General features: G+C 36.8%; 26 protein-coding genes and 1 other annotated feature. Of the genes, 23 read left to right on the forward strand and 3 right to left on the reverse strand.

The genetic code is table 11. From position 1 onward, the window contains the following. Positions 1-40: 40 nt before the first annotated feature. From recD2 to ACSG5Z_RS10575, 3 genes are all read left to right on the forward strand, one after another. Positions 41-2,377, forward strand: a complete 2,337-nt coding sequence (gene recD2, locus ACSG5Z_RS10565) for an SF1B family DNA helicase RecD2 (RefSeq protein ID WP_046958828.1) — start codon at positions 41-43, stop codon at positions 2,375-2,377. A gap of 127 nt (positions 2,378-2,504) precedes the next feature. Beyond that, positions 2,505-2,693 (forward strand): YrzR-like zinc ribbon domain, encoded by a 189-nt coding sequence (locus ACSG5Z_RS10570; protein ID WP_000469281.1) that lies wholly within the window; start codon positions 2,505-2,507, stop codon positions 2,691-2,693. Between the two features lie 18 nt (positions 2,694-2,711). Then, positions 2,712-2,840 carry a YrzQ family protein gene (locus tag ACSG5Z_RS10575; protein ID WP_001053553.1) on the forward strand — a complete coding sequence of 43 codons (129 nt, stop codon included), beginning with the start codon at positions 2,712-2,714 and terminating at the stop codon, positions 2,838-2,840. 35 nt (positions 2,841-2,875) lie between these two features. Here ACSG5Z_RS10575 and ACSG5Z_RS10580 read toward each other — a convergent pair whose 3' ends face one another. Further along, positions 2,876-3,088, reverse strand: coding sequence for a hypothetical protein (locus ACSG5Z_RS10580; RefSeq protein WP_000242555.1), 213 nt, complete (start codon positions 3,086-3,088; stop codon positions 2,876-2,878). 176 nt (positions 3,089-3,264) lie between these two features. Here ACSG5Z_RS10580 and ACSG5Z_RS10585 point away from each other — a divergent pair, with 176 nt between their 5' ends. Further along, positions 3,265-4,332, forward strand: coding sequence for an AI-2E family transporter (locus tag ACSG5Z_RS10585; protein WP_048541428.1), 1,068 nt, complete (start codon positions 3,265-3,267; stop codon positions 4,330-4,332). Positions 4,333-4,370: 38 nt separating this feature from the next. Here the strand turns inward: ACSG5Z_RS10585 and ACSG5Z_RS10590 are convergent, their stop codons facing one another. Continuing rightward, positions 4,371-4,715 (reverse strand): PH domain-containing protein, encoded by a 345-nt coding sequence (locus ACSG5Z_RS10590; RefSeq protein ID WP_060488234.1) that lies wholly within the window; start codon positions 4,713-4,715, stop codon positions 4,371-4,373. A gap of 211 nt (positions 4,716-4,926) precedes the next feature. Then, positions 4,927-5,146 (forward strand) — a binding site (T-box leader). Positions 5,147-5,186: 40 nt separating this feature from the next. Between ACSG5Z_RS10590 and alaS the strand changes: the two genes are divergently transcribed. The 12 genes from alaS to ACSG5Z_RS10650 all read left to right on the forward strand — a co-directional run bounded on the left by alaS (position 5,187) and on the right by ACSG5Z_RS10650 (position 17,275). After that, positions 5,187-7,829: an alanine--tRNA ligase gene (gene alaS, locus ACSG5Z_RS10595; RefSeq protein ID WP_048541432.1), complete on the forward strand. Its 2,643-nt coding sequence runs from the start codon at positions 5,187-5,189 to the stop codon at positions 7,827-7,829. A 76-nt stretch (positions 7,830-7,905) separates the two neighbouring features. Beyond that, a complete protein-coding gene (locus ACSG5Z_RS10600) occupies positions 7,906-8,172 on the forward strand; it encodes an IreB family regulatory phosphoprotein (protein ID WP_000348590.1) in 267 nt (88 codons plus the stop codon). Between the two features lie 3 nt (positions 8,173-8,175). Then, positions 8,176-8,589 carry a Holliday junction resolvase RuvX gene (gene ruvX / locus ACSG5Z_RS10605; RefSeq protein ID WP_001221204.1) on the forward strand — a complete coding sequence of 138 codons (414 nt, stop codon included), beginning with the start codon at positions 8,176-8,178 and terminating at the stop codon, positions 8,587-8,589. 12 nt (positions 8,590-8,601) lie between these two features. Beyond that, positions 8,602-8,880: a DUF1292 domain-containing protein gene (locus ACSG5Z_RS10610; protein WP_000392245.1), complete on the forward strand. Its 279-nt coding sequence runs from the start codon at positions 8,602-8,604 to the stop codon at positions 8,878-8,880. 220 nt (positions 8,881-9,100) lie between these two features. Continuing rightward, on the forward strand, positions 9,101-10,171 hold the full coding sequence (gene mltG, locus ACSG5Z_RS10615) for an endolytic transglycosylase MltG (RefSeq protein ID WP_087985288.1): 1,071 nt from the start codon (positions 9,101-9,103) through the stop codon (positions 10,169-10,171). Between the two features lie 202 nt (positions 10,172-10,373). Continuing rightward, the gene (locus ACSG5Z_RS10620; RefSeq protein ID WP_046956307.1) at positions 10,374-11,015 is read left to right on the forward strand and encodes an O-methyltransferase; all 642 of its coding nucleotides are present in this window, start codon (positions 10,374-10,376) and stop codon (positions 11,013-11,015) included. 7 nt (positions 11,016-11,022) lie between these two features. After that, entirely contained in the window at positions 11,023-11,952 is a 930-nt protein-coding gene (locus tag ACSG5Z_RS10625) for a peptidase U32 family protein (RefSeq protein WP_000742789.1), read from the forward strand. Positions 11,953-11,970: 18 nt separating this feature from the next. After that, complete coding sequence (locus tag ACSG5Z_RS10630; RefSeq protein ID WP_000217969.1) at positions 11,971-13,251, forward strand: peptidase U32 family protein; 1,281 nt, start codon at positions 11,971-11,973, stop codon at positions 13,249-13,251. Positions 13,252-13,269: 18 nt separating this feature from the next. After that, positions 13,270-13,908, forward strand: coding sequence for a uridine kinase (gene udk / locus ACSG5Z_RS10635; protein ID WP_000537082.1), 639 nt, complete (start codon positions 13,270-13,272; stop codon positions 13,906-13,908). Between the two features lie 279 nt (positions 13,909-14,187). Then, positions 14,188-14,664, forward strand: coding sequence for a transcription elongation factor GreA (greA, locus tag ACSG5Z_RS10640; protein ID WP_000179964.1), 477 nt, complete (start codon positions 14,188-14,190; stop codon positions 14,662-14,664). A gap of 92 nt (positions 14,665-14,756) precedes the next feature. After that, positions 14,757-16,511 (forward strand): peptidoglycan D,D-transpeptidase FtsI family protein, encoded by a 1,755-nt coding sequence (locus ACSG5Z_RS10645; RefSeq protein WP_088064456.1) that lies wholly within the window; start codon positions 14,757-14,759, stop codon positions 16,509-16,511. Positions 16,512-16,627: 116 nt separating this feature from the next. After that, positions 16,628-17,275, forward strand: a complete 648-nt coding sequence (locus tag ACSG5Z_RS10650; protein WP_060488236.1) for a YrrS family protein — start codon at positions 16,628-16,630, stop codon at positions 17,273-17,275. Positions 17,276-17,309: 34 nt separating this feature from the next. On the opposite strand, the gene ACSG5Z_RS10655 is transcribed toward ACSG5Z_RS10650, so the two are convergent. After that, a complete protein-coding gene (locus tag ACSG5Z_RS10655) occupies positions 17,310-17,525 on the reverse strand; it encodes a YrzA family protein (protein WP_000010984.1) in 216 nt (71 codons plus the stop codon). Between the two features lie 136 nt (positions 17,526-17,661). Here ACSG5Z_RS10655 and ACSG5Z_RS10660 point away from each other — a divergent pair, with 136 nt between their 5' ends. The 7 genes from ACSG5Z_RS10660 to ACSG5Z_RS10690 all read left to right on the forward strand — a co-directional run bounded on the left by ACSG5Z_RS10660 (position 17,662) and on the right by ACSG5Z_RS10690 (position 25,473). Then, positions 17,662-18,300, forward strand: coding sequence for a class I SAM-dependent DNA methyltransferase (locus ACSG5Z_RS10660; protein WP_098133951.1), 639 nt, complete (start codon positions 17,662-17,664; stop codon positions 18,298-18,300). A gap of 14 nt (positions 18,301-18,314) precedes the next feature. Next, positions 18,315-19,010 (forward strand): 5'-methylthioadenosine/S-adenosylhomocysteine nucleosidase, encoded by a 696-nt coding sequence (gene mtnN, locus ACSG5Z_RS10665; protein ID WP_048531328.1) that lies wholly within the window; start codon positions 18,315-18,317, stop codon positions 19,008-19,010. An 82-nt stretch (positions 19,011-19,092) separates the two neighbouring features. Then, a complete protein-coding gene (locus tag ACSG5Z_RS10670; RefSeq protein ID WP_097906792.1) occupies positions 19,093-20,016 on the forward strand; it encodes an O-acetylserine dependent cystathionine beta-synthase in 924 nt (307 codons plus the stop codon). A gap of 3 nt (positions 20,017-20,019) precedes the next feature. Beyond that, a complete protein-coding gene (locus ACSG5Z_RS10675; protein WP_046956311.1) occupies positions 20,020-21,153 on the forward strand; it encodes a bifunctional cystathionine gamma-lyase/homocysteine desulfhydrase in 1,134 nt (377 codons plus the stop codon). Between the two features lie 259 nt (positions 21,154-21,412). After that, a complete protein-coding gene (gene adhE / locus ACSG5Z_RS10680; RefSeq protein ID WP_435711433.1) occupies positions 21,413-24,016 on the forward strand; it encodes a bifunctional acetaldehyde-CoA/alcohol dehydrogenase in 2,604 nt (867 codons plus the stop codon). 126 nt (positions 24,017-24,142) lie between these two features. Then, positions 24,143-24,370, forward strand: coding sequence for a YrhC family protein (locus ACSG5Z_RS10685; RefSeq protein ID WP_330938883.1), 228 nt, complete (start codon positions 24,143-24,145; stop codon positions 24,368-24,370). A 155-nt stretch (positions 24,371-24,525) separates the two neighbouring features. Next, a complete protein-coding gene (locus ACSG5Z_RS10690; RefSeq protein WP_048541454.1) occupies positions 24,526-25,473 on the forward strand; it encodes an ABC transporter substrate-binding protein in 948 nt (315 codons plus the stop codon). Position 25,474: the final 1 nt, after the last annotated feature.

Genomic DNA, 25,474 nt, shown 5'->3' on the forward strand with positions numbered 1-25,474 from the left:
CTGCTCATTAAAGTGAAACGAACCGGAAAGGAGAGGAAAGATGGGAAATCAACATGCAATGGATTTGTTTGAGGAAGATAAAAAGTTTATAAAAGCGCAAGTTCTTCATACCATTTTCCACAACGAAGAAAACCTCTATTCCGTTGTCAGTATGAAAGTCATTGAGACGAATGAAACGTACGACGAAAAAAAAGTGATGATAAACGGTCATTTTCCCCGCATGCATGAAGATGAAGTGTTTACATTGACAGGGCATTTTAAAGACCATCCGAAGTATGGGAAACAATATTTAGTTGAAACATTTAAGAAAGAATTGCCGCAAACAAAAGCTGGTATGGTGCAATATTTAGCGAGTGATTTATTTAAAGGGATAGGAAAGCGTACAGCTGAAAAAATTGTGGATCATCTTGGGGAACATGCCATCTCTAAAATTATGGATGATCCGGATGCGTTAAATGGTGTTGTCAATAAGCAAAAAGCGCAAGAAATATATGAGACAATTGTTGAACATCAAGGACTAGAGAAAGTAATGAGTTTTTTAAATGGTTACGGTTTTGGAACGAAGCTTTCTATTAAGATTTACCAGCAATATAAAGAGATGACATTAGAAGTGATTCGTAATAATCCGTATAAGCTTATTGAAGAAGTGGACGGGATTGGATTTGGAAGAGCGGATGATATAGGACGTGCGTTAGGTATATCGGGTAATCATGATGACCGTGTACGTGCGGGTTGTTTTTATACGTTAGAGAATGTTTCATTGCAACTTGGTCATGTTTATATGGGGAAAAATCAACTTGTAAGAGAAACGATGTCACTTTTAAATAATCAAGAAGGAAGAGTGACCGAGGAAGACATTGTAGCTTGCGTTGAAATGATGCAAAGTGAAGGGAAAGTTATCATAGAAGAAGAACGAGTGTATTTAGCATCGTTATTCTACTCTGAAAAAGGTGTTGTAAAGTCTATTCGCAGGCTTATGAATCAGGAGGAAACACCTTCATTTCCTGAAGCAGAAGTGTTAAAGACGTTAGGTCAAATTGAAGAACAACTGAATGTACAGTATGCACCGTTTCAGCAAGAAGCGATTCAAACGGCACTTCATAAACCGATGATGTTATTGACAGGTGGACCAGGAACAGGGAAAACAACAGTTATTAAAGGAATTGTTGAAATGTATGCGTCACTTCACGGCCTATCGTTAAATCCGAATGAATACAGTGACGATAATCCATTTCCGATATTATTAACGGCCCCAACAGGAAGAGCAGCGAAGCGAATGAGTGAATCAACAGGGCTTCCAGCTTGTACAATTCACCGTTTACTTGGCTGGACCCCAGAAGGGTCTTTCCAGCGTAATGAAACGGATCCGGTACAAGGGAAATTGCTTATTATTGATGAATTTTCAATGGTTGATATTTGGCTTGCAAATCAGCTGTTTAAATCATTGCCGACTAACATTCAAGTTATCGTTGTAGGTGATGAAGATCAATTACCATCTGTAGGACCTGGACAAGTGTTGAAAGATTTATTGAATGCAGGTGCAGTTCCAACAGTGAAGCTTACTGAAATTTATCGTCAAGCGGAAGGCTCATCTGTTATTCAACTCGCCCATGCGATAAAAAATGGAACGCTCCCACCAGATTTAGCGCAAAATCAAAAAGATCGTTCATTTATCGGCTGTACAGGAGCTCAAATTGTTGAGGTTGTTAAGAAGGTTTGTGAAAATGCTAAGACAAAAGGGTTTAGCGCAAGAGATGTACAAGTACTGGCCCCGATGTATCGTGGCCCTGCCGGTATTAATGTACTAAACGAAGCGTTGCAAGAAGTGTTTAATCCGAAAAGGGAAAAGAGTAAAGAAATTGCTTACGGTGATGTTGTATACCGAAGAGGCGATAAAGTACTGCAACTCGTTAATCAACCGGAGAGCCAAGTGTTTAATGGTGATATCGGAGAAATTGTTTCGGTGTTTTATGCGAAAGAGAACGTTGAACAACAAGATATGATTATCGTTTCATTTGATGGAATTGAGGTAACGTATACAAAGCCAGACTTAAATCAAATTACACATGCCTATTGCTGTTCGATTCATAAATCGCAAGGTAGTGAGTTTCCGATTGTGATTATGCCGATAGTGAAAAGTTACAATCGTATGTTACGTCGTAATTTAATTTACACTGGTATTACAAGAAGTAAAAAGTTCCTCATTATTTGCGGGGAGGAAGCAGCTTTCCAATCTGGTGTAAATCGCCTTGATGATGCAATGCGTCAAACGACTTTAGCGAATCGTTTGCAAGAATCACAAGGAGAAGTACAGATGGTAACAGTTAATGGCGAAGAAATGGACGTGGAAAACATTTCACCGTATGATTTCATGTAACAAGGTGAAATTATATAGTGAAACTTTCAAACGTATATCGTTGAAAGGCTCCAGTAATGTATAAATGAATGCGGTTTGGACATAATGGCGAATAGAATCTGGGAGACTGTAAGGAGATGAAAGCCATATGTTCATTTGTCCAAATTGCAAAGGGAAAGACATTGGAAAAATAGGTGTCAACCAATTTTATTGCTGGAATTGTTATATCGAATTATCGGTTTCAAAAGGGAAAATCCATACGCATCAAGTAGAGGAAGATGGTTCATTAAGCTCTCTTGATGATTTATTTGATGAGAACGAAAGAACGATCGGATAACGAAAAGGGGGATTTACTTTGAATCTACGCAATTCATTAATCGCATTAGGTGTTGGAGCGGCAGCATATCAATATGCTCGCAAGCAAGATGTATTTTCAAAACGCAATATGAAAAAAGCACGTAAGATGATTAAATCTTATTTATAAGCGCAAAAAACTCCCTTCATAATAAGGGAGTTTTTTTATGCACTTGTATGTAAATATAAAAGTCCAATTTCAGAGAAGAGATACGATAGGCCGTAACATCCAACGCCAAGCATTCCGTAATGAAATAACTGCTTCGCCCTTTCTTTTCGGGAGGAACGAATAAAGAAACCTTTCCAAATCCCAAACCCGATACAAACCCATTCAAGAATCATAAAAAGTGCTGATAATACGAGCATAAATAAAACCATTATTAGCCCTCCTGATTATATTGTTTCATGCTGCATTCTCAGGGGTGGTTGTCCTTGTTATGTTATGTATATGTATGTCTTTACAAAACAGTATGGTCTTCACGAAAAGATTTTAAAACTTTTGCACATAACCTACCCTGTTTATTTTCAAAATAAAGGTGGAGGAGGTTTTTCGTGTGAAGAATCTTAAAATCATTTGGATATATCGTTTAGGGTTATTGTTACTTGTATTTCTTTGTTTACTTGTCTTTTTAAAAATTAAGCCGCTATGGGCACCGATTATTTTTGTATTTAAAGTGGCAATTACACCGTTTCTTATTGCATGCTTTATTGCGTATTTATTGCATCCTTTAATTGAAAAAATTCATAAAGAGGGGATGCCACGTACACTTGCTATCTTGCTTATTTACATCCTTTTCTTTGGCGGAATTGGTTATGGGATTTATAAAGGAACGCCAGTTGTTATTAAACAGTTACAAGAGATTAATGAACAATTTCCGCAGTTTACAAAAATGTATGATTCTTGGATGGATGGCGTCACAGAACAAACAGCAAATTTCCCATCATTTATTCATGAAAAGGTGAAACAAATTTTTGTTGGTGTAGAAACGAAGATACAATCACTTTTAAATAAAGTGATGAGTACGGCTCGTGGCGTACTGGATTCGTTGCTTATTATTTTCTTAATACCGTTCATTGTATTTTACATATTAAAAGATTACGGTGAATTTTATCACATCTTTTGGAAACTAGTCCCAAGTAAGTGGCGTAGTACAGGGCAAATGCTGGCGAAAGAAATTGATAAGTCACTCGGAAGTTATATTCGAGGACAGTTATTTGTTTGCTTAGTATTAGGGGGGGTATCTGTTCTTTCCTTTTGGTTTATCGGTATGAAATATCCACTATTACTCGGCATTATTATTGGGGTAACGGATATAATCCCGTACTTCGGTCCTATTTTAGGGGCGATTCCGACATTGATGATTGCGGCAACGGTATCAACGAGTTTACTCATTAAGGCGGGAATTACGATTGCTATTTTGCAGTTTTTGGAAAGTAACATTTTATCACCTTACATCGTTGGTAAGTCACTTCGTATGCATCCTGTTATTATTATGCTTGCATTACTAGTTGGAGGAGAGATAGCTGGGATTGTAGGATTACTAATATCAGTTCCAATTTTAGCGGTTATTCGTACAGTGATTGTTCATGTAAGACCTCTTTGGAAAAAAGAAGATGTGTAATATGAAAGCCCTCTACTTATAAAAGTAGAGGGCTTTCATTATTTAGAGAGTTGCTCGTGTATTTGTTGAACGAGAGAGCTTACATCATTTGTTTGAATATGCTTTATTTTTTTCCATTCATTATCGTACATAAATATAATTTGATTGCTGAAAAGCCGCTTTTGCTCTTTTAGATTAGAAATGTTTGCAAAAGAGTACTCTTCAAATATTGGGTTCTTACTTACATCTGGTCCATAAAAGAAGAGCCGTTTGTTCGTTAAAATTAACAGTCCTGGTCTTGCAACGGAACGATAAATAAATATATCTAATGAACATGCAGTGTAAAATAATATCGTTTCGTCAGTCGTTAATATGTTTTTAGCCTTGTTCAATAAAGTTGTCATTTTGCTCACTCCTTTATTATTGATAATTTAATTCTAACAAAAAAATAATATTCTGAAAAAAATATAGAGGTAGTACAATTTATTAATAAATGCATAATATATTGAAAGGCTGTTAAGAATGAATAGTAGAATAACTATGGTTAATGCAATATAAATGATTATCTACATTGACAAACTTAAGAGAATTCTATTATATTTAGTCATATAATACATTAAATCAATGACGGAAAAAGTACGTTACAGTCCATTTATAGAGAGAAGCTTCCATATGGCTGAAAGAAGCTTTAAATGAAGGGTAACAGAAAGCTAATCCTGAGAGCAGCTAATCACTGCCGTCTTGCCACGTTACGGCACCATGAGGTGATGAATTGATTGTTATAATAATCAATTCATAATTAGGGTGGTATCGCGAGTTAACTCTCGTCCCTTTTATAGGGGCGGGAGTTTTTTATATTTAAGGAGGAAAATACAATGAAACAACTAACAGGCGCACAAATTCGTCAAATGTTTTTAGACTTTTTCCAAGAAAAAGGACATGCAGTAGAACCTAGTGCATCACTAGTTCCGCATGAAGATCCATCTCTGTTATGGATTAACAGTGGTGTAGCGACATTAAAAAAATATTTTGATGGACGTGTAATCCCGCAAAATCCACGTATTACAAATGCCCAAAAATCAATTCGTACAAACGATATTGAAAACGTAGGGAAAACAGCTCGCCACCATACATTCTTTGAAATGTTAGGAAACTTCTCAATCGGTGATTACTTTAAAGAAGAAGCAATTACTTGGGCTTGGGAATTCTTAACGAGCGACAAATGGATCGGGTTCGATAAAGAATTACTATCAGTTACAATCCATCCAGAAGATGAAGAAGCATTCACAATTTGGAATGAAAAAATGGGTGTTCCAAAAGAGCGCATCATCCGTTTAGAAGAAAACTTCTGGGATATCGGTGAAGGACCAAGCGGACCGAATACAGAGATTTTCTATGACCGCGGAGAAGCTTATGGTAATGACTTTAGTGACCCAGAATTATATCCAGGCGGAGAAAACGAGCGTTACTTAGAAGTATGGAACCTTGTATTCTCTCAATTTAACCATAATCCAGACGGTTCATATACACCGCTTCCTAAGAAAAATATCGATACAGGGATGGGTCTAGAGCGTATGACATCTATCGTTCAAGATGTACCTACAAACTTTGATACAGACTTATTCATGCCGATGATTGGCGCAACAGAATCAATTTCTGGTGAGAAGTATCGTAATGGTGACTTAGAAAAAGATATGGCGTTTAAAGTAATTGCTGACCATATCCGTACAGTAACATTTGCTGTAGGTGACGGTGCTCTTCCATCTAACGAAGGCCGTGGTTATGTATTACGTCGTTTATTACGCCGCGCGGTTCGTTATTCGAAGAAATTAAACATCAACCGTCCATTCATGTTTGAATTAGTGCCGGTTGTTGGAGAGGTAATGAAAGACTTCTACCCAGAAGTACTTGAAAAGAAAGATTTCATAGCAAAAGTTGTAAAAAATGAAGAAGAGCGTTTCCATGAAACACTTCATGATGGGGAAGCAATTTTAGCTGAAGTTATCACAAAAGCAAAAGAAGAAAAAACAACTGTTATTTCTGGAGTAGATGCGTTCCGTCTATATGACACATATGGTTTCCCGATTGAATTAACAGAAGAATATGCAGAAGAAGCTGGTATGACAGTTGATCAGGAAGGCTTTGAAAGTGAAATGGAAAAACAACGTGAGCGCGCACGTGCTGCTCGTCAAGACGTTGATTCTATGCAAGTTCAAGGCGGTGTCCTTGGAGAAGTGAAAGTAGCGAGCGAGTTCGTTGGTTACGGTACAGTTGCAACAGAAAGTAACGTTGTTGCACTTGTGAAAAACGGCGAATACACAGATAGCTTACAAGCTGGTGAAGAAGGGCAATTAATGCTTGATGTAACACCATTCTATGCTGAGAGCGGTGGACAAATTGCAGACCGTGGTTACCTTCTTGCTGACGGCGTGAAAGTACTTGTAAAAGACGTACAAAAAGCACCAAATGGTCAAAACTTACACAAAGTTGTTGTTGAAGAAGGTACATTAACGAAAGATGCGGCTGTGAAAGCTATTATCGACACGAAAAACCGTAGTAGCGTTGTGAAAAACCATACAGCAACTCACTTACTACACCAAGCATTAAAAGACGTACTTGGAACGCATGTTAACCAAGCAGGTTCTCTTGTAACTTCTGAACGTTTACGCTTTGATTTCTCTCACTTCGGTCAAGTACAAGCTGACGAATTAGAAAAAATTGAGCGTATCGTAAACGAGAAAATTTGGGAAAGTATTGATGTTGAGATTTCTCAAAAAGCAATTGAAGAAGCGAAAGAAATGGGCGCAATGGCATTATTCGGTGAAAAATACGGTGATGTTGTACGCGTTGTACAAGTAGGCGATTATAGCTTAGAGCTTTGCGGTGGTTGTCACGTTGATAACACAGCTTCAATTGGTATTTTCAAAATCGTTGCTGAGTCTGGTATCGGTGCAGGAACGCGTCGTATTGAAGCAGTAACTGGTAAATCTGCATACGAATTAATGAACGATCAAGTAGGTTTATTAAAAGAAGCAGCAGGAAAAATGAAAACAAACCCGAAAGATATTTTAACAAGAGTGGATGGTTTATTTGCTGAAGTAAAACAACTTCAAAAAGAAAACGAATCTCTTGCTGCAAAATTAAGCAATATTGAAGCTGGAAACTTAACTGATTCAGTAATGACAGTTGATGGCGTAAACGTATTAGCAGCGAAAGTAAACGTTGCAGATATGAACAACTTACGTACGATGATGGATGACCTGAAAAATAAATTAGAGTCTGCAGTTGTCGTATTAGCGTCTGTAAATGATGATAAAGTAAACATCTTAGCTGGCGTAACGAAAGATTTAATTAGCCAAGGTTACCATGCTGGTAAACTTGTGAAAGAAGTAGCTTCTCGTTGTGGCGGCGGTGGTGGTGGCCGTCCTGACATGGCTCAAGCAGGCGGTAAAAACCCAGCGCAAGTTGAGGAAGCTTTAGCATTTGTACAAGAGTACGTTAAATCTGTTTCAAAATAAAGAGATAGTAGTGTACAATGGTAGGGAGAGGAGAAGTTCTTCTCCCTATACTTACTATATAAGTGAGGTGCTTGAAATGGACGGTTTTGATAAAACAATGAAGTTTAGCATTCAAGATGAAAAACAGAGTGTCCATGTAAATGATGTACTTTTAACTGTGTATGATGCACTTCAAGAAAAAGGCTATAATCCGATTAACCAAATCGTCGGTTATTTATTAAGTGGAGACCCAGCATACATACCTCGCCATAAAGATGCACGAAGCATCATTCGCAAGCTTGAACGTGATGAGTTAATTGAAGAGCTTGTGAAGTCGTACTTGAAACATCATCGTGAGGAGTAGTTTATGCGGATATTAGGTTTAGATGTAGGTACAAAAACAGTCGGAGTTGCAATGAGCGACGAAATGGGCTGGACAGCGCAAGGGCTGGAAACAATCAGGATTAACGAAGAACGAGGCCACTTTGGTTTTGACCGTATTTCTGAGTTAGTAAAGCAGTACAATGTGGACAAAATAGTAGTAGGTTTACCTAAAAATATGAATGGTACAATTGGCCCACGTGGTGAAGCGTGCCAGCAATTTGCAGAAAACCTGCGAAATCTGTTACAATTAGAAGTTGTAATGTGGGACGAGCGTTTGTCAACGATGGCAGCGGAACGTCTGCTCATTTCAGCTGATGTGAGTCGTAAGAAGCGAAAACAGGTAATCGATAAGATGGCTGCAGTCGTAATCTTACAAGGATTTTTAGATAGTAAATAAGAGGTGACCAAAATGGAAGAAAATCAAATTACAATTGTAGACGAAAAAGGTAACGAACATTTATGTGAAATTATTTTCACTTTTGATGCTGAAAAATTTGGCAAAAAATCATATGTAGTCTTCTCTCCAATCGGTGAAGTAGACGAAGATGGAGACCCAATTTATGATGCAATGGCTTATGAGCAAAATGAAGAAGAGGGCGGAAGTTTACTTCCAATCGAATCTGAAGAAGAGTGGGAAATGGTACAAGAAATGTTCAACACTCTAGCTGATGAGCAAGAAGCTGAATAATAAGTACTGAAAAGGTGGACGACATATAGTCCACCTTTTTTTATATGTAAAATGAAAGATTTTTTGTCGAAACCGTGTAATCCTTTGTAGTATAATGAGACGGATTGTAGAAAAATAAAATGTCTATCTAAAAAAAGATAAATAAATTTATTGTGTTTTTATATCGTGTTGTATAGAAAGATATACATACGGTCTACAATTTAATTAAGGAGGAAGAGTGTTGATAGAGAATCAAGTGAAAAAAAAGCGTAGACGTCTTTTTTTATTTTCGATTATTGCACTGCTTTTAGTTTGTGGTTCAGTCTATGCGTATATTTCATCCGCATTAGGACCAGTTGATAGCGGGAATAAAAAAGAGATTGAAGTAGAAATTCCAAAAGGATCATCTACTAGTAAAATTGGTGAGATTTTAGAAGAAAAAGGTGCTGTGAAAAACGGTACAGTTTTTAGTTTTTATACAAAGGCTAAATCTAAAAATTTACAAGCGGGTACATATTTATTAAATCCTTCAATGAGTGCCTCAGATGTTATTGAACAAATGTCATCTGGTAATGTACATCGTCCAGCTCTTTATAAAGTGACGATAAAAGAAGGTGCACAAGTAACTGAAATTGCAGAAACGGTTGCAAACGAATTAAAGTGGAATAAAGATGATGTCGTACGTCAATTAAACGATAAAGCATTTATTCAAAAAATGCAGCAAAAGTATCCGAAGTTGTTAACGGATAAAATCTTTGATAGCAATATTAAATATCCATTAGAAGGTTATTTATATCCTGCGACGTACTCTTTCTATAAAAAAGATACGACGTTAGAAGAAATTGTAATTCCAATGCTTGAGAAAACGAATGCAATCATTGTTCAAAACGAGGCAAAAATGAAAGCGAAAAACTGGGATGTTCATCAGCTTTTAACATTGTCTTCACTTATTGAAGAAGAGGCAACAGGCTTTACAGATCGTCAAAAAATCTCTAGTGTCTTTTATAATCGTTTGGAAAAAGGTATGCCCCTGCAAACTGATCCAACGGTATTATATGCACTTGGAAAGCATAAACAACGTGTATTATACGAAGATTTAAAGGTAAACTCACCGTACAATACGTATGTTGTGAAAGGATTGCCGGTTGGTCCGATTGCAAACTCTGGTAAACATTCAGTGGAAGCGGCGTTAGAGCCTGCACAAACAGATTATTATTATTTCTTAGCTGCACCAACTGGTGAAGTGTACTATGCGAAAACATTGGAAGAGCATAATGCATTAAAGCAAAAATATATTACGAAAAAACAGTGAAATGGGGAGGGATAGCGAAAAATGTCGCACATCCCTCTTTTTTGTGGTAAAATATATCGGGTTAAAAACTGGCAGAAGAATCGTTTTTAATATCAAAACGGGACGTACAAGCTAAGGATGAAGCTGGCTTGTATTTTTATTGCATTCTATGTGTGAAAAGACGTCATAGAGGCACTTCTCCATGTAAATAAGGAGGACCATTATGGAGGATGCAGTTAACGAGTACCTATTATCATTTATTGATCCGAAAGATAAATTAATTCTTGAAATGGAAGATTATGCGAAAGAAAATCATGTGCCGATTATGGATCGACTTGGAATGGAATTTATGTTGCAATTTTTACGTTTAATTGGACCAAAAAGCATTTTAGAGCTTGGTACAGCAATTGGTTATTCTAGTATTCGTATGATGCAAGCTATTCCAAATTCTCGCATTGTGACAGTTGAACGCAATCGTGAGCGATATGAAAAAGCACTTGAATATATAGAACGTTCATCAGTTAAAGAGCGTATTTCTGTTATTTACGGTGATGCGTTAGAAACAGGTGAGCAAGTAGAAGAACATGGAACGTTTGACGTTATTTTTATTGATGCAGCAAAAGGACAATATCGTCGCTTTTTTGACTTATATGAACCGTTATTAAACCCTGGTGGGGTAATTATTTCAGATAATGTTATGTACCATGGTCTTGTAACGACAAAAGAGAAAATTGAAAACAGACGTACACGTGGTTTAATCCGTCGTATTAAGACGTACAATGAATGGCTTATGAACCATGAAGGATATGATACAACGATTTTCCCAATTGGTGATGGAGTAGCTGTTAGTAAAAAGAGAGGGTGACCAAGGTATGAAGAAACCTGAATTGTTAGTAACGCCAAAAGCAGTAGTGGATATCGAACCTCTTGCGAAAGCAGGAGCAGATGCGGTAATGATCGGTGAGCAAAAGTTCGGTTTACGTTTAGCAGGGGAATTTTCACGTGAAGATGTGAAACAAGCTGTGAAGATTGCGCATGAAAATGGTGTGAAAGTATACGTAGCAATGAACGCTATGTTCCACAATGATAAAGTAGACGAATTAACAGATTATGTTGCATTTTTAAATGAAGTAAGTGTAGATGCAATTGTTTTCGGAGACCCAGCAGTATTAATGGCGGTCCGAGAAGTAGCGCCAAATATGCAATTGCACTGGAATACAGAAACAACAGCAACAAACTGGTTTACTTGTAACTACTGGGGACAAAGAGGAGCAAAACGCGCTGTATTAGCTCGTGAGCTTAGCTTAGATGAAATTGTTGAATTAAAAGAAAATGCTGAAGTGGAACTTGAAGTACAAATTCACGGTATGACTTGTATGTTCCAATCGAAGCGTTCCTTAGTAGGAAACTACTTTGAGTATCAAGGACGTAATCTTGACATTGAAAAGAAAAAATATGAAGAGAATATGTTCTTATATGACCCAGAGCGTAACAATAAATATCCAATTTATGAAGATGAAAATGGTACTCACATTATGAGTCCAAACGATATTTGTTTCATCGATGAGTTAGAAGAACTAATTGACGCTGAAGTCGCTAGCTTAAAAGTTGATGGTGTACTAAAAAGCTCTGCATACATTATTGAGGTAACGAAGAAATATCGTAAAGCAATTGATTTATGTGTAGAAGATCGTGATGCGTATTATGACGTGAAAGACGATTTATATAAAGAGATAGAAGAAATGCAACCAGTAAATCGTCCGTTAGATACAGGATTCTTCTTTAAAGAGACGGTTTACTAAACGAGGAGGGTGTAGGAAATGACTGTACAAGAAATTTCACGAGTAATCGATGGCAAACGCGTTATTGTGAAGAAACCTGAACTGTTAATCCCTGCGGGTAACTTAGAAAAATTAAAAGTAGCTATCCATTATGGGGCAGATGCTGTATATTTAGGTGGACAAGAATTTGGTCTTCGTTCGAATGCAGGTAACTTTACACTGGAAGAAATGGCAGAAGGTGTTGAATTTGCAAAGAAATATGGAGCAAAAATATATGTAACAACAAATATCTTTGCACATAATGAAAATATGGACGGGCTAGAGGAATATTTAAAAGGGATTGAAAAAGCTGGCGTAACGGGAATTATCGTTGCTGATCCGCTTATTATTGAGACTTGTAAACGTGTAGCGCCTTCTGTTGAAGTGCATTTAAGTACACAACAATCACTATCCAACTGGAAAGCAGCACAGTATTGGAAAGAAGAAGGTTTACATCGTCTTGTATTAGCTCGTGAAGCAAGCTATGAAGAAATGAAAGAAATTAAAGAAAAAGTGGATATTGAAATTGAAGCGTTCGTCCATGGTGCAATGTGTATCGCATATTCAGGCAGATGTACGTTAAGTAACCATATGACAGCACGTGACTCTAACCGTGGTGGTTGTTGTCAATCTTGCCGTTGGGACTATGATTTAGTTCAAACAGTATCACAACATAAAGATGCAAAAGAGCTTCCTCTATTCCAAGAAGAAGATGCTCACTTTGCAATGAGTCCAAAAGACTTAAATTTAATTTTATCAATTCCCAAAATGATTGAAATTGGAATTGATAGCTTAAAAGTTGAAGGACGTATGAAATCAATCCATTACGTAGCAACTGTAGCAACGGTATACCGTAAAGTAATTGATGCGTATTGTGCGGATCCGGATAATTTTGAGTTTAAACAAGAATGGTTAGATGAGCTTGATAAATGTGCAAATCGTGATACAGCTCCCGCATTCTTTGAAGGGGTTCCAGGACATCAAGAGCAAATGTTTGGAAATCATAGTAAGAAAACAACGTATGATTTCGCTGGTTTAGTGTTAGATTATAATGAAGAAACAGGCATCGTAACGATTGAGCAACGTAATCATTTCAAACCAGGACATGAAGTGGAGTTCTTTGGGCCAGAAATAGAAAACTTTACGCAGACGGTGGAGAAAATTTGGGATGAGGATGGAAACGAATTAGATGCAGCGAGACATCCGCTGCAAATCGTGAAATTCAAAGTGGATCAACCAGTGTATGTGAATAATATGATGCGCAAAAGCATACTTCAATAAGAAAGAGTTGATAGTCGAATGGGGACGAATAAGCCTGTTGTAATTGGAATTGCTGGTGGTTCGGGATCAGGTAAAACGAGTGTAACGAAAGCGATTTTTGACCATTTTAAAGGTCATTCTATTTTAATCTTAGAGCAAGATTATTATTACAAAGATCAAAGCCATTTACCAATGGAAGAGCGTTTAAAAACAAATTATGATCATCCGCTTGCGTTTGATAATGATCTGTTAATTGAACATTTGCAGCAGTTACTTGCATATGAGCAAATTGATAAGCCTGTATATGACTATACATTGCATACGCGTTCAGAAGAAGTTATTCCAGTTGAGCCGAAAGATGTAATCATTTTAGAAGGAATTCTTATTTTAGAAGACCCACGTCTTTGTGAGTTAATGGACATTAAGCTATTCGTTGATACAGATGCAGATCTTCGTATTTTACGCCGCATGCAGCGTGATATTAAGGAACGTGGCCGTACGATGGATTCAGTTATTGATCAATACGTAAGTGTTGTACGTCCAATGCACAATCAATTTATTGAGCCTTCTAAGAAATTTGCGGATATTATTATCCCTGAAGGTGGACAAAACCATGTTGCAATTGATATTATGGTGACAAAAATTGCAACAATTCTTGAACAAAAAGTAAATTTGTAATAGCATAGTAAAAGATATACGATAGGAAGGGATTTTTTCCCTTCCTATCGAATACAATGAAACATGCAACCTCATCTATATATAGGTGAGGGCATATTTATATCAACTTTCCATACATATCTTCTTTATATAAAGAGGAATTGGGAATACGGGGTTGTATGTGACAACTCCGCTAGTACAGGCGTGCTAGAAACCTCCGCTATACATATAAGTGGGGGAGTTTTCATATGGAACTCCTCTTTTTTTTCGGGGGATTGGTATATAAAAGGAGTGGAAAATATGGCAACAGAAAAAACATACCCTATGACGCAAGAGGGTAAGCAAAAGCTAGAGAACGAACTTGAAGATTTAAAAACGGTAAAACGTAAAGAGGTTGTAGAGCGAATTAAGATTGCACGTAGCTTCGGAGATCTTTCAGAGAACTCTGAGTATGATGCAGCGAAAGATGAGCAAGCGTTCGTAGAAGGACGTATTACACAATTAGAAAACATGATTCGTAACGCAGTTATCATCACAGATAACGGCGAAGAGTCTACAGTTGTTACATTAGGTAAAACAGTAACATTTAAAGAGTTACCAGGTGGAGATGAAGAATCTTACACAATCGTAGGTAGCGCAGAAGCAGATCCATTTGAAGGAAGAATTTCTAACGATTCTCCAATTGCAAAAAGCTTATTAGGTAAGCAAATTGGTGAGAAGGTAGCAATCCAAACTCCAGGTGGAGAAATGCAAGTAGAGATTATCTCTGTAAAATAATAAAAAATCACTCGTGTAAAAGCGAGTGATTTTTTTATTTGTATAAAAGATGAAACACTCCGTCCAAACTATAATAGACGAGGTGTTTTTTTATGAAAATAAAACGGAGAATTACAATTGTTTTAATTTTTTTTATATGTATCATGTTTATTTTACTTTGTCGTTTAATTCAAATACAAATTATAGATACAGAATCATTTACAGATCGTAAGATAAATTTAATTGAAAAAAGTGTTACACAACGGACGCAGTCCATTACGGTAGATGATGGACGAGGCCATTTTATAGATCGGAACGGTAAGGGAATAGGTGAGAAAAAGTATCCTGTTTTAATTGTTTTTCCATTTCTACAAATAAAAAATGACATGTTAGAGAAAATTGCGCATATCATTGGTGTGTCGAGACAAGAGATTGAAAGTCAAATGAAAGACAAGAAAAGTGCATTTATCATGCAAAGGGGAAATGGTCCATTTCGCTTGGCACGAGAGCAGATGGAGAAGGTAAATCAATTAAATGTATTAGGTATTGTAGCAGCTGAAGTTCGTTTACGGCAAACTGGCAGGGTGAATCATTTAATTGGCGATGTGGGGGAGAATGAACGAGAATTTCAAAAACGATACGGAGAAGTAAGAAAAATTTCAAGGCAAACGCCAATTGGTATTTCAGGATTGCAGCAATCATTTGATGAATTTCTTTTGACCGATGGAGAGGCAAAAGTATTGTATCAAGTGGACCGACAAGGGGAACCGATTTTTGGAAAACAAGCGAAATATACTGCGCCTGGAAATCCGTTTTATCCAGTGACGATTCAAACAACTTTACATAACAGGTTACAGCAAAAAGCAGAAGAAGTGGTTGAAGCAAGCGAAATAAAGAAGGGGGGATTAGTATTACTTGATGTAAAGACAAATGAAATTTTAGCGATGGTCAGTAAACCATCTGTGCAGGTGAAGGATGAGCGTTTATATACAACTACACTTGAAAATCAAATGTTGACACCACATTTTCCCGGTTCTGTTTTTAAAACAATAGTTGCAGCGGCAGTGATTGATCAAAATGAAAATGTGTTTAATCGTACATTTAATTGTAATCAAGATTTATATGGTGAAGACCACCCACAAGTTATGATGGGTACACTTAGTTTTAAAGAGAGCTTTGCTAGAAGCTGTAACAGGACATTTTCAGAGTTAGGTAATGAGCTAATACAAAAGGATAAGATGGTGTTAGAAACTTACGTAGCAGCGTTAGGAGCCGCTAGTAAGGTTGGATGGAAAGGTTCTGTATTTCATACAACTCATTTTGAGCAAATGCCAGAGGAGAAGAGGGTTACGATTTGGGGTAGTGAAGGAAATAAGAATAGTAAAAAGGCGGTAGCGCAAACAGCAATTGGACAAAAAGATGTACGTATGTCACCTCTAGCGATTGCAAATATGATGGCGACGATTGCTAGAGGTGGAGAAAAGATGGAAGTGAAAGCTGTGGAAAAAATAATGTATAAAAATGGAACGGACTTCTATACATTTGAAGACCATACATTAGGTGGAAAACAGCTTTCCTATGAAACGGTGAAAACATTACAAGAGTTATTAAGGGGTGTTGTAACAACGGAGAAAGGAACAGGAGCAGCATTCAGGTCGTTACCACTAAGTGTTGCCGGAAAATCTGGGACAGCGCAAACAGGAAAAGGGATGAAAGTGAATCGTTGGTTTGCAGGTTATTTTCCATATGAAAATCCAAGATATGCTTTAGTTGTCGTGGATATAGAAACGAATAGCAATGTAAATAAAGTTACACCTATTTTCAAAGCTATCGTAGAATCAATCTATCGATTAGAGAATGAAAAGTAATCTTGCAATTCATAGTGAAATGTTTTCATTTCGTGAAAATATTATTGTAAATGTTCAACCTTTCTAGATTTAATGTTACAATAGCAAGTATGAAAAACTGCATGGAGGTTTGAAGAATGGCAGGAGGATCTAGATTCCAACAGAAACAACAAAAACGTCGTCAAAACGGTGTTTTAAATATTGCAATTGCAATTGTATTAATATTAGTAGCTATTGTATCATATCAATTGTTTGTTCCTGAAAGAAAAGAACAAGCGTCTTCTAGTGATAAAAAAGTAGCTCAGCAAACAACAAAAGAGAATAAGTCTGAGAAAGCTAAAGGCAAAGAAGAGACGAAGAAGAACGAGCAAGATAAGGCAGAGGCTAAGAATAAGGAAGAAGAGAAGCAAAAGGCTGAAGAAGAACAGAAAAAAGCTGAAGAAGAAGCGAAAGCTAACGAGAAAGTACCAGCTGAAAAAACACAGCCAAAGGCAACTGACGCTTATACGAAGTCTTCTTGGAAGCCAGTAGGTACAGAGCAAGGTGCAACACCTGCGATGACGTTTAAAAAAGGTACAGCAGATTGGAATGAGATGAACCAAGCAATTTCAGCTGCAATTGACGTTCCAGTAGAGCAATTAGTTATTCATCGAATCGGAAATAACGGTAAAAATAAAGCTTACGGTAACGTACAAGATAAACAATCAGGTAAAAAATATTATGTAAATATTGATTGGGTAGAGAATGAGGGCTGGAAACCAGTACTTGTTCAAACTCTAAACTAAAAAAGAGAGGCTCCTTAGGAGCTTCTCTTTTTTGTTAACGCAATTTCTTTAATTTAAAATGAACAACCGCGCTATAATATGGCCTTTTGCTTTCGGGATCCATAACCATTTGATGCGAGATGTGATGAACTTCAAGCATAAGTGCTTTATTATTATCGATTTGTTCACTAATTTTTCGTTCCAAAGAAGCTAAGTCTCCTGCTTCGAAAAACTCTACTTTATCTTCTAACATTTCAAAGGTAAATGACACGAAGACGACCCCTCTCCTATGTAATCAACTATAGTGTAACAAAGAAAAGAAGGAAATACCATGTACATTTCAATTGACATTTTTAGAAAGAGGGCATATTATACTGATAAAACCGATAAGAAAAAGGGGAATTTTTATGGGTACAGAATTTAATGGTTTATTTGATGAGTGGGCTCATACGTACGACTCATTTGTACAAGGCGAAGATATACAATATAAAGAAGTTTTCGCCCATTATGAGGACATTCTAGAGGATGTAGTTAACAAGTCATTTGGTAATGTATTAGAATTTGGTGTTGGTACTGGCAATTTAACAAATAAATTATTGTTTGCTGGACGCACAGTTTACGGTATAGAACCGTCACGTGAAATGCGCATGATTGCAAAAGAGAAATTGCCAAAAGAATTGTCCATTACAGAAGGTGATTTTCTTTCGTTTGAAGTCCCAAATTCAATTGATACCATAGTAAGCACCTACGCATTTCATCATTTAACAGATGATGAAAAAAATGTAGCGATTGCGAAGTATAGTCAATTGCTAAACAAAGGTGGTAAAATAGTGTTTGCTGATACGATATTTGCAGATCAAGATGCATATGATAAAACTGTTGAAACAGCAAAACAAAGAGGTTTCCATCAGTTAGCAAACGATTTGCAAACGGAATACTATACACGTATTCCAGTCATGCAGTCTATTTTTGAAAACAATGGCTTCCATGTAACGTTTACGAGATTAAATCATTTCGTTTGGGTAATGGAGGCAACTAAGCAATAGAAAGAGGGATTAGATTGAGAATTGCTGTAATTGGAGCAATGGAAGAAGAAGTACGTATTTTACGTGACAAATTAGAACAAGCAGAAACAGAAACGGTTGCGGGTTGTGAATTTACGAAAGGACAATTAGCAGGACACGAAGTAATCTTGTTAAAGTCTGGTATTGGTAAAGTAAATGCAGCGATGTCAACGACAATTTTATTAGAAAGATATAAGCCTGAAAAAGTAATTAATACTGGTTCAGCTGGTGGCTTCCATCATTCTCTAAACGTTGGAGATGTAGTTATTTCAACAGAAGTTCGTCATCATGACGTAGATGTAACAGCATTTAACTATGAGTATGGTCAAGTACCAGGAATGCCTCCTGGATTCAAGGCTGATGAAGCATTAGTTACATTAGCTGAGAAATGTATGCAGGCAGAAGAAAATATTCAAGTTGTAAAAGGTATGATTGCAACAGGTGATTCATTTATGAGTGATCCGAACCGCGTTGCAGCAATTCGTGATAAATTTGAAGACCTTTATGCAGTAGAAATGGAAGCAGCAGCTGTTGCACAAGTATGCCACCAATATGAAGTTCCGTTTGTTATTATTCGTGCGCTTTCTGATATTGCAGGTAAAGAATCAAATGTTTCATTTGATCAATTTTTAGATCAAGCAGCTCTTCATTCTACAAACTTTATCGTAAAAGTACTAGAAGAGTTAAAGTAATGTAACAAAAAGACAACTGTCTCATATAAAGAAAATACATACAGTTGCCTTTTCTTTATTGGCAAATAAGGGGGAGAACACGATGAATGTATATCGTGGAGTTCATGAGTTGATTGGTCATACACCAATTGTAGAAATTACTCGTTTTTCACTTCCAGAAGGGGTCCGTTTATTTGCAAAGCTTGAATTTTATAACCCAGGTGGAAGCGTTAAGGACCGTTTAGGAAGAGAATTAATCGAAGATGCGCTAGAAAAAGGGCTTGTTACCCAGGGTGGAACAATTATTGAACCAACTGCTGGAAATACTGGTATTGGACTGGCACTTGCAGCGTTACAACATGATTTACGCGTTATTGTTTGTGTACCAGAGAAATTTAGTATTGAAAAACAAGAATTAATGAAAGCACTAGGCGCAACGGTCGTGCATACACCGACTGAGCAAGGAATGACCGGCGCAATTGCAAAAGCAAAAGAATTAGTAAATGAAATACCGAATTCATACTCTCCAAGTCAGTTTGCGAATGAAGCAAACCCGCGTGCTTATTTCAAAACACTAGGTCCTGAACTGTGGGATGCACTGAACGGAGAGATTAACATATTTGTTGCAGGAGCAGGAACTGGTGGTACATTCATGGGGACTGCATCTTATTTGAAAGAAAAAAATATAGATATAAAAACGGTTATTGTCGAACCAGAAGGATCTATTTTAAATGGTGGTAAAGCTGGTTCGCATGAAACAGAAGGGATTGGCCTTGAATTTATCCCGCCATTTTTGAAAACATCTTATTTTGATGAAATTCATACAATTTCTGATCGAAATGCATTTTTACGAGTGAAGGAATTAGCGCAAAAAGAAGGACTGCTCGTTGGGAGCTCTTCCGGAGCAGCATTTCATGCAAGTTTACTTGAAGCAGAGAAAGCGGCGCCAGGTACAAATATTGTAACGATTTTTCCTGATAGTAGTGAGCGTTATTTAAGTAAAGACATATACAAAGGATGGGAATAAAAAATGAGAGCAAAGACAAAGTTAATTCATGGTATTCGCATAGGAGAACCTTCAACTGGATCTGTAAATGTACCGATTTATCAAACAAGTACGTACAAACAAGAAGCAGTTGGTAAGCATCAAGGATATGAATATTCACGTACAGGCAACCCAACACGTGCAGCTTTAGAAGAAATGATTGCAGTATTAGAAAACGGTCATGCTGGTTTTGCATTTGGTTCAGGAATGGCTGCTATTACAGCTACAATTATGTTGTTCTCAAAAGGTGACCACGTTATTTTAACAGATGATGTGTATGGTGGAACGTACCGCGTTATCACGAAAGTATTAAATCGCTTCGGCATTGAGCATACATTTGTAGATACAACAAACCTAGAGGAAGTTGTAGAAGCGATTCGTCCAAATACGAAAGCGATTTATGTGGAAACACCAACGAACCCATTACTGAAAATTACTGATATTAAGAAAATATCTACTCTTGCTAAAGAGAAAGATTTATTAACAATTATCGATAACACATTCATGACGCCATATTGGCAGTCGCCGATTACTTTAGGAGCAGACATTGTACTTCATAGTGCAACGAAATATTTAGGAGGTCATAGTGACGTAGTTGCAGGCCTAGTAGTTGTAAATAGCCCGCAATTAGCAGAAGACCTTCACTTTGTACAAAACTCAACAGGAGGCATTCTTGGCCCACAAGATAGCTTCTTACTACTTCGTGGTTTAAAAACATTAGGAATTCGAATGGAAGAGCATGAAACGAATTCACGTGCAATTGCTGAGTTTTTAAATAACCATCCAAAAGTAAATAAAGTATATTACCCAGGTCTTGCATCACATCAAAACCATGAACTAGCGACAGAACAAGCAAATGGATTTGGTGCTATTATCTCATTTGATGTAGATAGTGAAGAAACATTAAATAAAGTACTAGAGAACTTACAATACTTTACACTTGCTGAAAGTTTAGGGGCAGTAGAAAGTTTAATTTCTATCCCATCTCAAATGACACATGCATCAATCCCAGCAGATCGTCGTAAAGAGCTAGGAATTACAGATACATTAATTCGTATTTCTGTCGGTATTGAAGACGGTGAAGATTTAATTGAAGATCTAGCACAAGCGTTAGCATAGTAAAAATGCACTGCTCATATAGGCAGTGCATTTTTATTACATCTTTTTGTGAAAAACTTCACAAAATAGACATACACAAATGAAATCATTTCATGTATATTAAGTTCATGAAGTGTTACTCACGAACAAACTTGTGAAATATTTCACAAACAATGAGGTTCATGTAGGAAAGCAACTCTATTTTTTTTGCGCTAATCGGGACTCATTATGACCTATAGGGTCTTATTTAGTCCATGATAGCAGAATAGGAGGAATTTACATGGTAGTCAAAGAGAAAGTTGTAAATGAAATGCAGGAAGTAAAAGAGATGATTGATACGTTAGTGAATAACGGTCGAAAGGCTTTACAAGCATTAGAAAGTTTTACACAAGAGCAAATTGACAACATTGTTCATGAAATGGCATTAGCAGGTGTTGATCAACATATGCCGCTTGCGAAGTTGGCTGTTGAAGAAACAGGTCGTGGTGTATATGAAGATAAATGTATTAAAAATATTTTTGCTACTGAATATATTTGGCATAGCATAAAAAAAGATAAAACAGTAGGGATTATTCACGAAGATCCTCATGAAGAAATAATAGAAATTGCGGAACCTGTCGGTGTAGTAGCTGGGGTAACGCCAGTAACGAATCCAACGTCGACAACAATGTTTAAAGCATTAATCGCGATGAAAACGAGAAATCCAATTATTTTCGCATTTCATCCTTCAGCACAAAACTGTTCCATTGCAGCGGCGAAAACAGTATATGATGCAGCGGTGAAGGCCGGGGCACCAAAACATTGTATTCAGTGGATTGAAAGACCTTCTGTCGAAGCAACGAAACAATTAATGAACCATGAAGGTGTTGCGCTTGTTTTGGCAACTGGAGGAGCAGGTATGGTGAAATCAGCTTATTCTACTGGAAAACCAGCGCTAGGTGTAGGTCCTGGTAATGTACCATGCTATATAGAGAAATCAGCGCATATAAAACGAGCTGTTAATGATTTAATTTTATCAAAAACATTTGATAACGGTATGATTTGTGCATCAGAACAAGCAATCATTGTAGACAAGGAAATTTATGATGATGTGAAAAAAGAAATGATTGCAAACAATTGTTACTTTGTAACAGAAGAAGAGAGAAGAAAATTAGAAAAGCTTGTTATTAATGAAAATACATGTGCAGTAAATAGTGATATTGTAGGGAAATCAGCACAGTACATTGCCGCATTAGTTGGAATTACTGTGCCTGAAAATACAAAAATGCTTGTAGCTGAAATACAAGGTATCGGAGGAGCATATCCACTATCTCGTGAGAAACTGAGTCCAGTATTAGCTTGTGTAAAAGCAAATTCACTAGAAGAGGGACTTACATATTGCGAAGACATGTTAGACCTTGGTGGTTTAGGACATTCAGCAGTCATTCATTCTACAAATAAAGAAGTACAAAAACAATTTGGATTACGTATGAAAGCTTGCCGTCTTATTGTAAACGCTCCTTCATCACAAGGTGGAATCGGTGATATATATAATGGATTTATTCCATCACTTACGCTCGGTTGCGGCTCGTATGGGAAAAACTCAGTTTCTCAAAACGTAACAGCGACGCATTTATTAAATATAAAAAGGTTGGCAAATAGAAAAAAGAATATGCAGTGGTTCAAATTACCACCAAAAATTTATTTTGAAAAACATGCGACAGCATATTTAGCAAATATGCCTAACATTTCACGTGCATTTATTGTAACGGATCCAGGAATGGTTGAGCACGGATATGTAGATACGGTTACGCATTATTTACGTAAACATGCAAATGATGTAAAAGTCGAAGTTTTCTTTGAGGTCGAGCCAGATCCATCAGATGAAACTGTGTTTAAAGGTGCGGAAATGATGAGAAGTTTTAAGCCAGATGTAATTATCGCACTTGGTGGTGGTTCAGCTATGGATGCAGCGAAAGGGATGTGGCTTTTCTATGAGCAACCAGAAACAACATTCTATGGAATTAAACAGAAGTTTTTAGATATAAGAAAACGTACATGTAAATATCCAGAATTAGGAAGTAAGGTGCAGTTTGTTGCTATTCCAACAACATCAGGAACAGGATCAGAAGTAACACCATTTGCGGTTATTACAGATAAGAAAAATAATATAAAGTATCCGCTCGCGGATTATGAATTAACACCAGATGTAGCAATTGTTGATCCACAGTTTGTAATGACAGTACCACCACATGTAACAGCAGACACTGGTATGGACGTATTAACGCATGCAATCGAGGCGTATGTGTCTGTTCTAGCAAATGACTATACAGATGGATTAGCATTAAAGGCCATTGATCTCGTATTTAAATATTTACCAAGAGCATTTAAAGATGGAAATGACGAAGAAGCACGAGAAAAAATGCATAATGCTTCTGCAATCGCAGGGATGGCATTTGCAAATGCTTTCTTAGGTATTAATCACAGCTTAGCACATAAAATTGGACCGGAATTTCATATTCCGCATGGGCGTGCGAATGCAATTCTTATGCCGCACGTAGTTCGCTATAATGCTATTAAGCCAAGAAAACACGCATTGTTCCCAAAATATGAGCACTTTGTGGCTGATGAACGCTATGCACATATTGCGAGAATGCTCGGGCTTCCAGCAGGCTCGACAGCAGAAGGTGTGGAATCCCTCGTCCAAGCAATTATTGAGCTTGGAAAAAGCTTAAATATAAATATGAGTATTGCAGGACAAGGAGTTGCTAAAGACCAATTTGAAGAGGTTGTTGGATTATTAGCAGAAAGAGCTTTTGAAGATCAATGTACAACAGCTAATCCGAAATTACCTCTTATTTCAGAGTTGAAAGAAATTTATATGGAAGCATATAAAGGGGAGTAATGGGTATGAAAGAGTCGCAATAAAGCGGCTCTTTTTCATTTGGAAAACATCTCCCAGAATGGCTGTATTTACTGGTCTTTAAGTTTAATAGAATATGATACAGTGAAATAGAGGAGTGAGAATATAATGAAAGAATTACAAGGAAAAATAGAAGATTATACTCGGTTCGGACAAATCCTTCTCGCTGTAAGTACATTGTTAATGGTTGGATTATTGATTCCGAATGGAGCAAAAGAAGCAATACAATCTTTTGTTATGATGGGGAGTACCGTTATATTTTTAAGTTTATCATTCTTTTTCTTTCATCGTGTGAAAGTGATGCGAGAACAGTTAGAGGGAAACGAATGTGAGTAATATTATGAAATAGAGCACTACGAAAAGAATGAATCTTTTTGTAGTGCTTTTTGTTTTTGTAAAAAATGTATGCGGTTTATATTGACAATGATAATCCTTATCAATTAAAGTAGAGTAGTAGTTAATGATTATCATTATCAGTTAGAGGTGGAAGAATGAAAAAATCTATTACGCTATTCACAGCGATTTTATCTATTTTTTTCTTGTTAATAGGTTGCAATGCAAAGGGAGACGAAAAAGCATCTGCAACAAAAACAGAAAAAGGAAAAGAGAAAATCGAAGTTACCGACCTATCAGGAAGAAAGGTAACATTCGATAAAGTGCCAGAGAGTTTTGCAACATTAAGTATGGGGGACATGAATATTATTCATGCTTTGGGCGGAAAAATAGTAGGTCGTCCGGATGCAAAAATAACTCTTCCAGAGGATGTAAAGAAAGTACAAGTAATCGGGAATGCACATCAACCGAATTTTGAGCAAATCGCTAGTTTAAAACCGGATGTACTTATTGCTAACAATGGGTTTCAAAAGAATGTTCCAACGGTTGAAGGGCAAGGAACGAAAGTAATGATTTCTTCTGCGAATTCTGTACAAGATATTCAAAAGAATATTGAACTATATGGAACGATAATGAAGAAAGAAGATAAAGCAAAAGAACTTAATCAAAAAATTAATGATCAAATGAAGACATATGAGAAAAAGAGTGATGTGAAAGCACTGTTAGTATACGGAGCACCAGGTACTTATTTAGCAGCATTACCAACATCTTTATCAGGTAATATTTTAGAAAAAACAGGCGGAAAAAATATTGCAGCTGATTTTCCGGAAATGAAGGAATATCCGCAATATGCGCAGCTAAGTGTAGAACGTATTATTGAGGCAAATCCAGATGTGATTTATTTAATTACACATGGAGATCCAAATAGCGTTAAAAAAGCATTTGAAGGCGAAATGATGAAAAATGAAGCGTGGAAAAATTTAGATGCAGTAAAACAAAATCGTGTAGTTATTTTGCCACCAGACTTATTTGGATCAAATCCTGGAACAAAAGTTACAGAAGCAATGGACTTTATGTATAAAAGTATACAAGATGTAAGGAAATGAT

Origin of the sequence: Bacillus pretiosus (genome assembly GCF_051294775.1) — a bacterium.
Classification (GTDB): Bacteria; Bacillota; Bacilli; order Bacillales; family Bacillaceae_G; genus Bacillus_A; species Bacillus_A wiedmannii.

Bases quoted from the DNA above. Each gene is read 5' to 3' on its own strand.
- ACSG5Z_RS10600 (WP_000348590.1), top strand. From the start codon at position 7,906: ATGGACGGTTTTGATAAAACAATGAAGTTTAGCATTCAAGATGAAAAA.
- ACSG5Z_RS10620 (WP_046956307.1), top strand. From the start codon at position 10,374: ATGGAGGATGCAGTTAACGAGTACCTATTATCATTTATTGATCCGAAA.
- ACSG5Z_RS10645 (WP_088064456.1), top strand. From the start codon at position 14,757: ATGAAAATAAAACGGAGAATTACAATTGTTTTAATTTTTTTTATATGT.
- ruvX (WP_001221204.1), top strand. From the start codon at position 8,176: ATGCGGATATTAGGTTTAGATGTAGGTACAAAAACAGTCGGAGTTGCA.
- ACSG5Z_RS10685 (WP_330938883.1), top strand. From the start codon at position 24,143: ATGAAAGAATTACAAGGAAAAATAGAAGATTATACTCGGTTCGGACAA.
- ACSG5Z_RS10660 (WP_098133951.1), top strand. From the start codon at position 17,662: ATGGGTACAGAATTTAATGGTTTATTTGATGAGTGGGCTCATACGTAC.
- ACSG5Z_RS10610 (WP_000392245.1), top strand. From the start codon at position 8,602: ATGGAAGAAAATCAAATTACAATTGTAGACGAAAAAGGTAACGAACAT.
- recD2 (WP_046958828.1), top strand. From the start codon at position 41: ATGGGAAATCAACATGCAATGGATTTGTTTGAGGAAGATAAAAAGTTT.
- greA (WP_000179964.1), top strand. From the start codon at position 14,188: ATGGCAACAGAAAAAACATACCCTATGACGCAAGAGGGTAAGCAAAAG.
- ACSG5Z_RS10650 (WP_060488236.1), top strand. From the start codon at position 16,628: ATGGCAGGAGGATCTAGATTCCAACAGAAACAACAAAAACGTCGTCAA.
- ACSG5Z_RS10570 (WP_000469281.1), top strand. From the start codon at position 2,505: ATGTTCATTTGTCCAAATTGCAAAGGGAAAGACATTGGAAAAATAGGT.
- ACSG5Z_RS10670 (WP_097906792.1), top strand. From the start codon at position 19,093: ATGAATGTATATCGTGGAGTTCATGAGTTGATTGGTCATACACCAATT.
- adhE (WP_435711433.1), top strand. From the start codon at position 21,413: ATGGTAGTCAAAGAGAAAGTTGTAAATGAAATGCAGGAAGTAAAAGAG.
- ACSG5Z_RS10580 (WP_000242555.1), bottom strand. From the start codon at position 3,088: ATGGTTTTATTTATGCTCGTATTATCAGCACTTTTTATGATTCTTGAA.
- ACSG5Z_RS10675 (WP_046956311.1), top strand. From the start codon at position 20,020: ATGAGAGCAAAGACAAAGTTAATTCATGGTATTCGCATAGGAGAACCT.
- udk (WP_000537082.1), top strand. From the start codon at position 13,270: ATGGGGACGAATAAGCCTGTTGTAATTGGAATTGCTGGTGGTTCGGGA.
- ACSG5Z_RS10590 (WP_060488234.1), bottom strand. From the start codon at position 4,715: ATGACAACTTTATTGAACAAGGCTAAAAACATATTAACGACTGACGAA.
- alaS (WP_048541432.1), top strand. From the start codon at position 5,187: ATGAAACAACTAACAGGCGCACAAATTCGTCAAATGTTTTTAGACTTT.
- ACSG5Z_RS10630 (WP_000217969.1), top strand. From the start codon at position 11,971: ATGACTGTACAAGAAATTTCACGAGTAATCGATGGCAAACGCGTTATT.
- ACSG5Z_RS10690 (WP_048541454.1), top strand. From the start codon at position 24,526: ATGAAAAAATCTATTACGCTATTCACAGCGATTTTATCTATTTTTTTC.
- ACSG5Z_RS10625 (WP_000742789.1), top strand. From the start codon at position 11,023: ATGAAGAAACCTGAATTGTTAGTAACGCCAAAAGCAGTAGTGGATATC.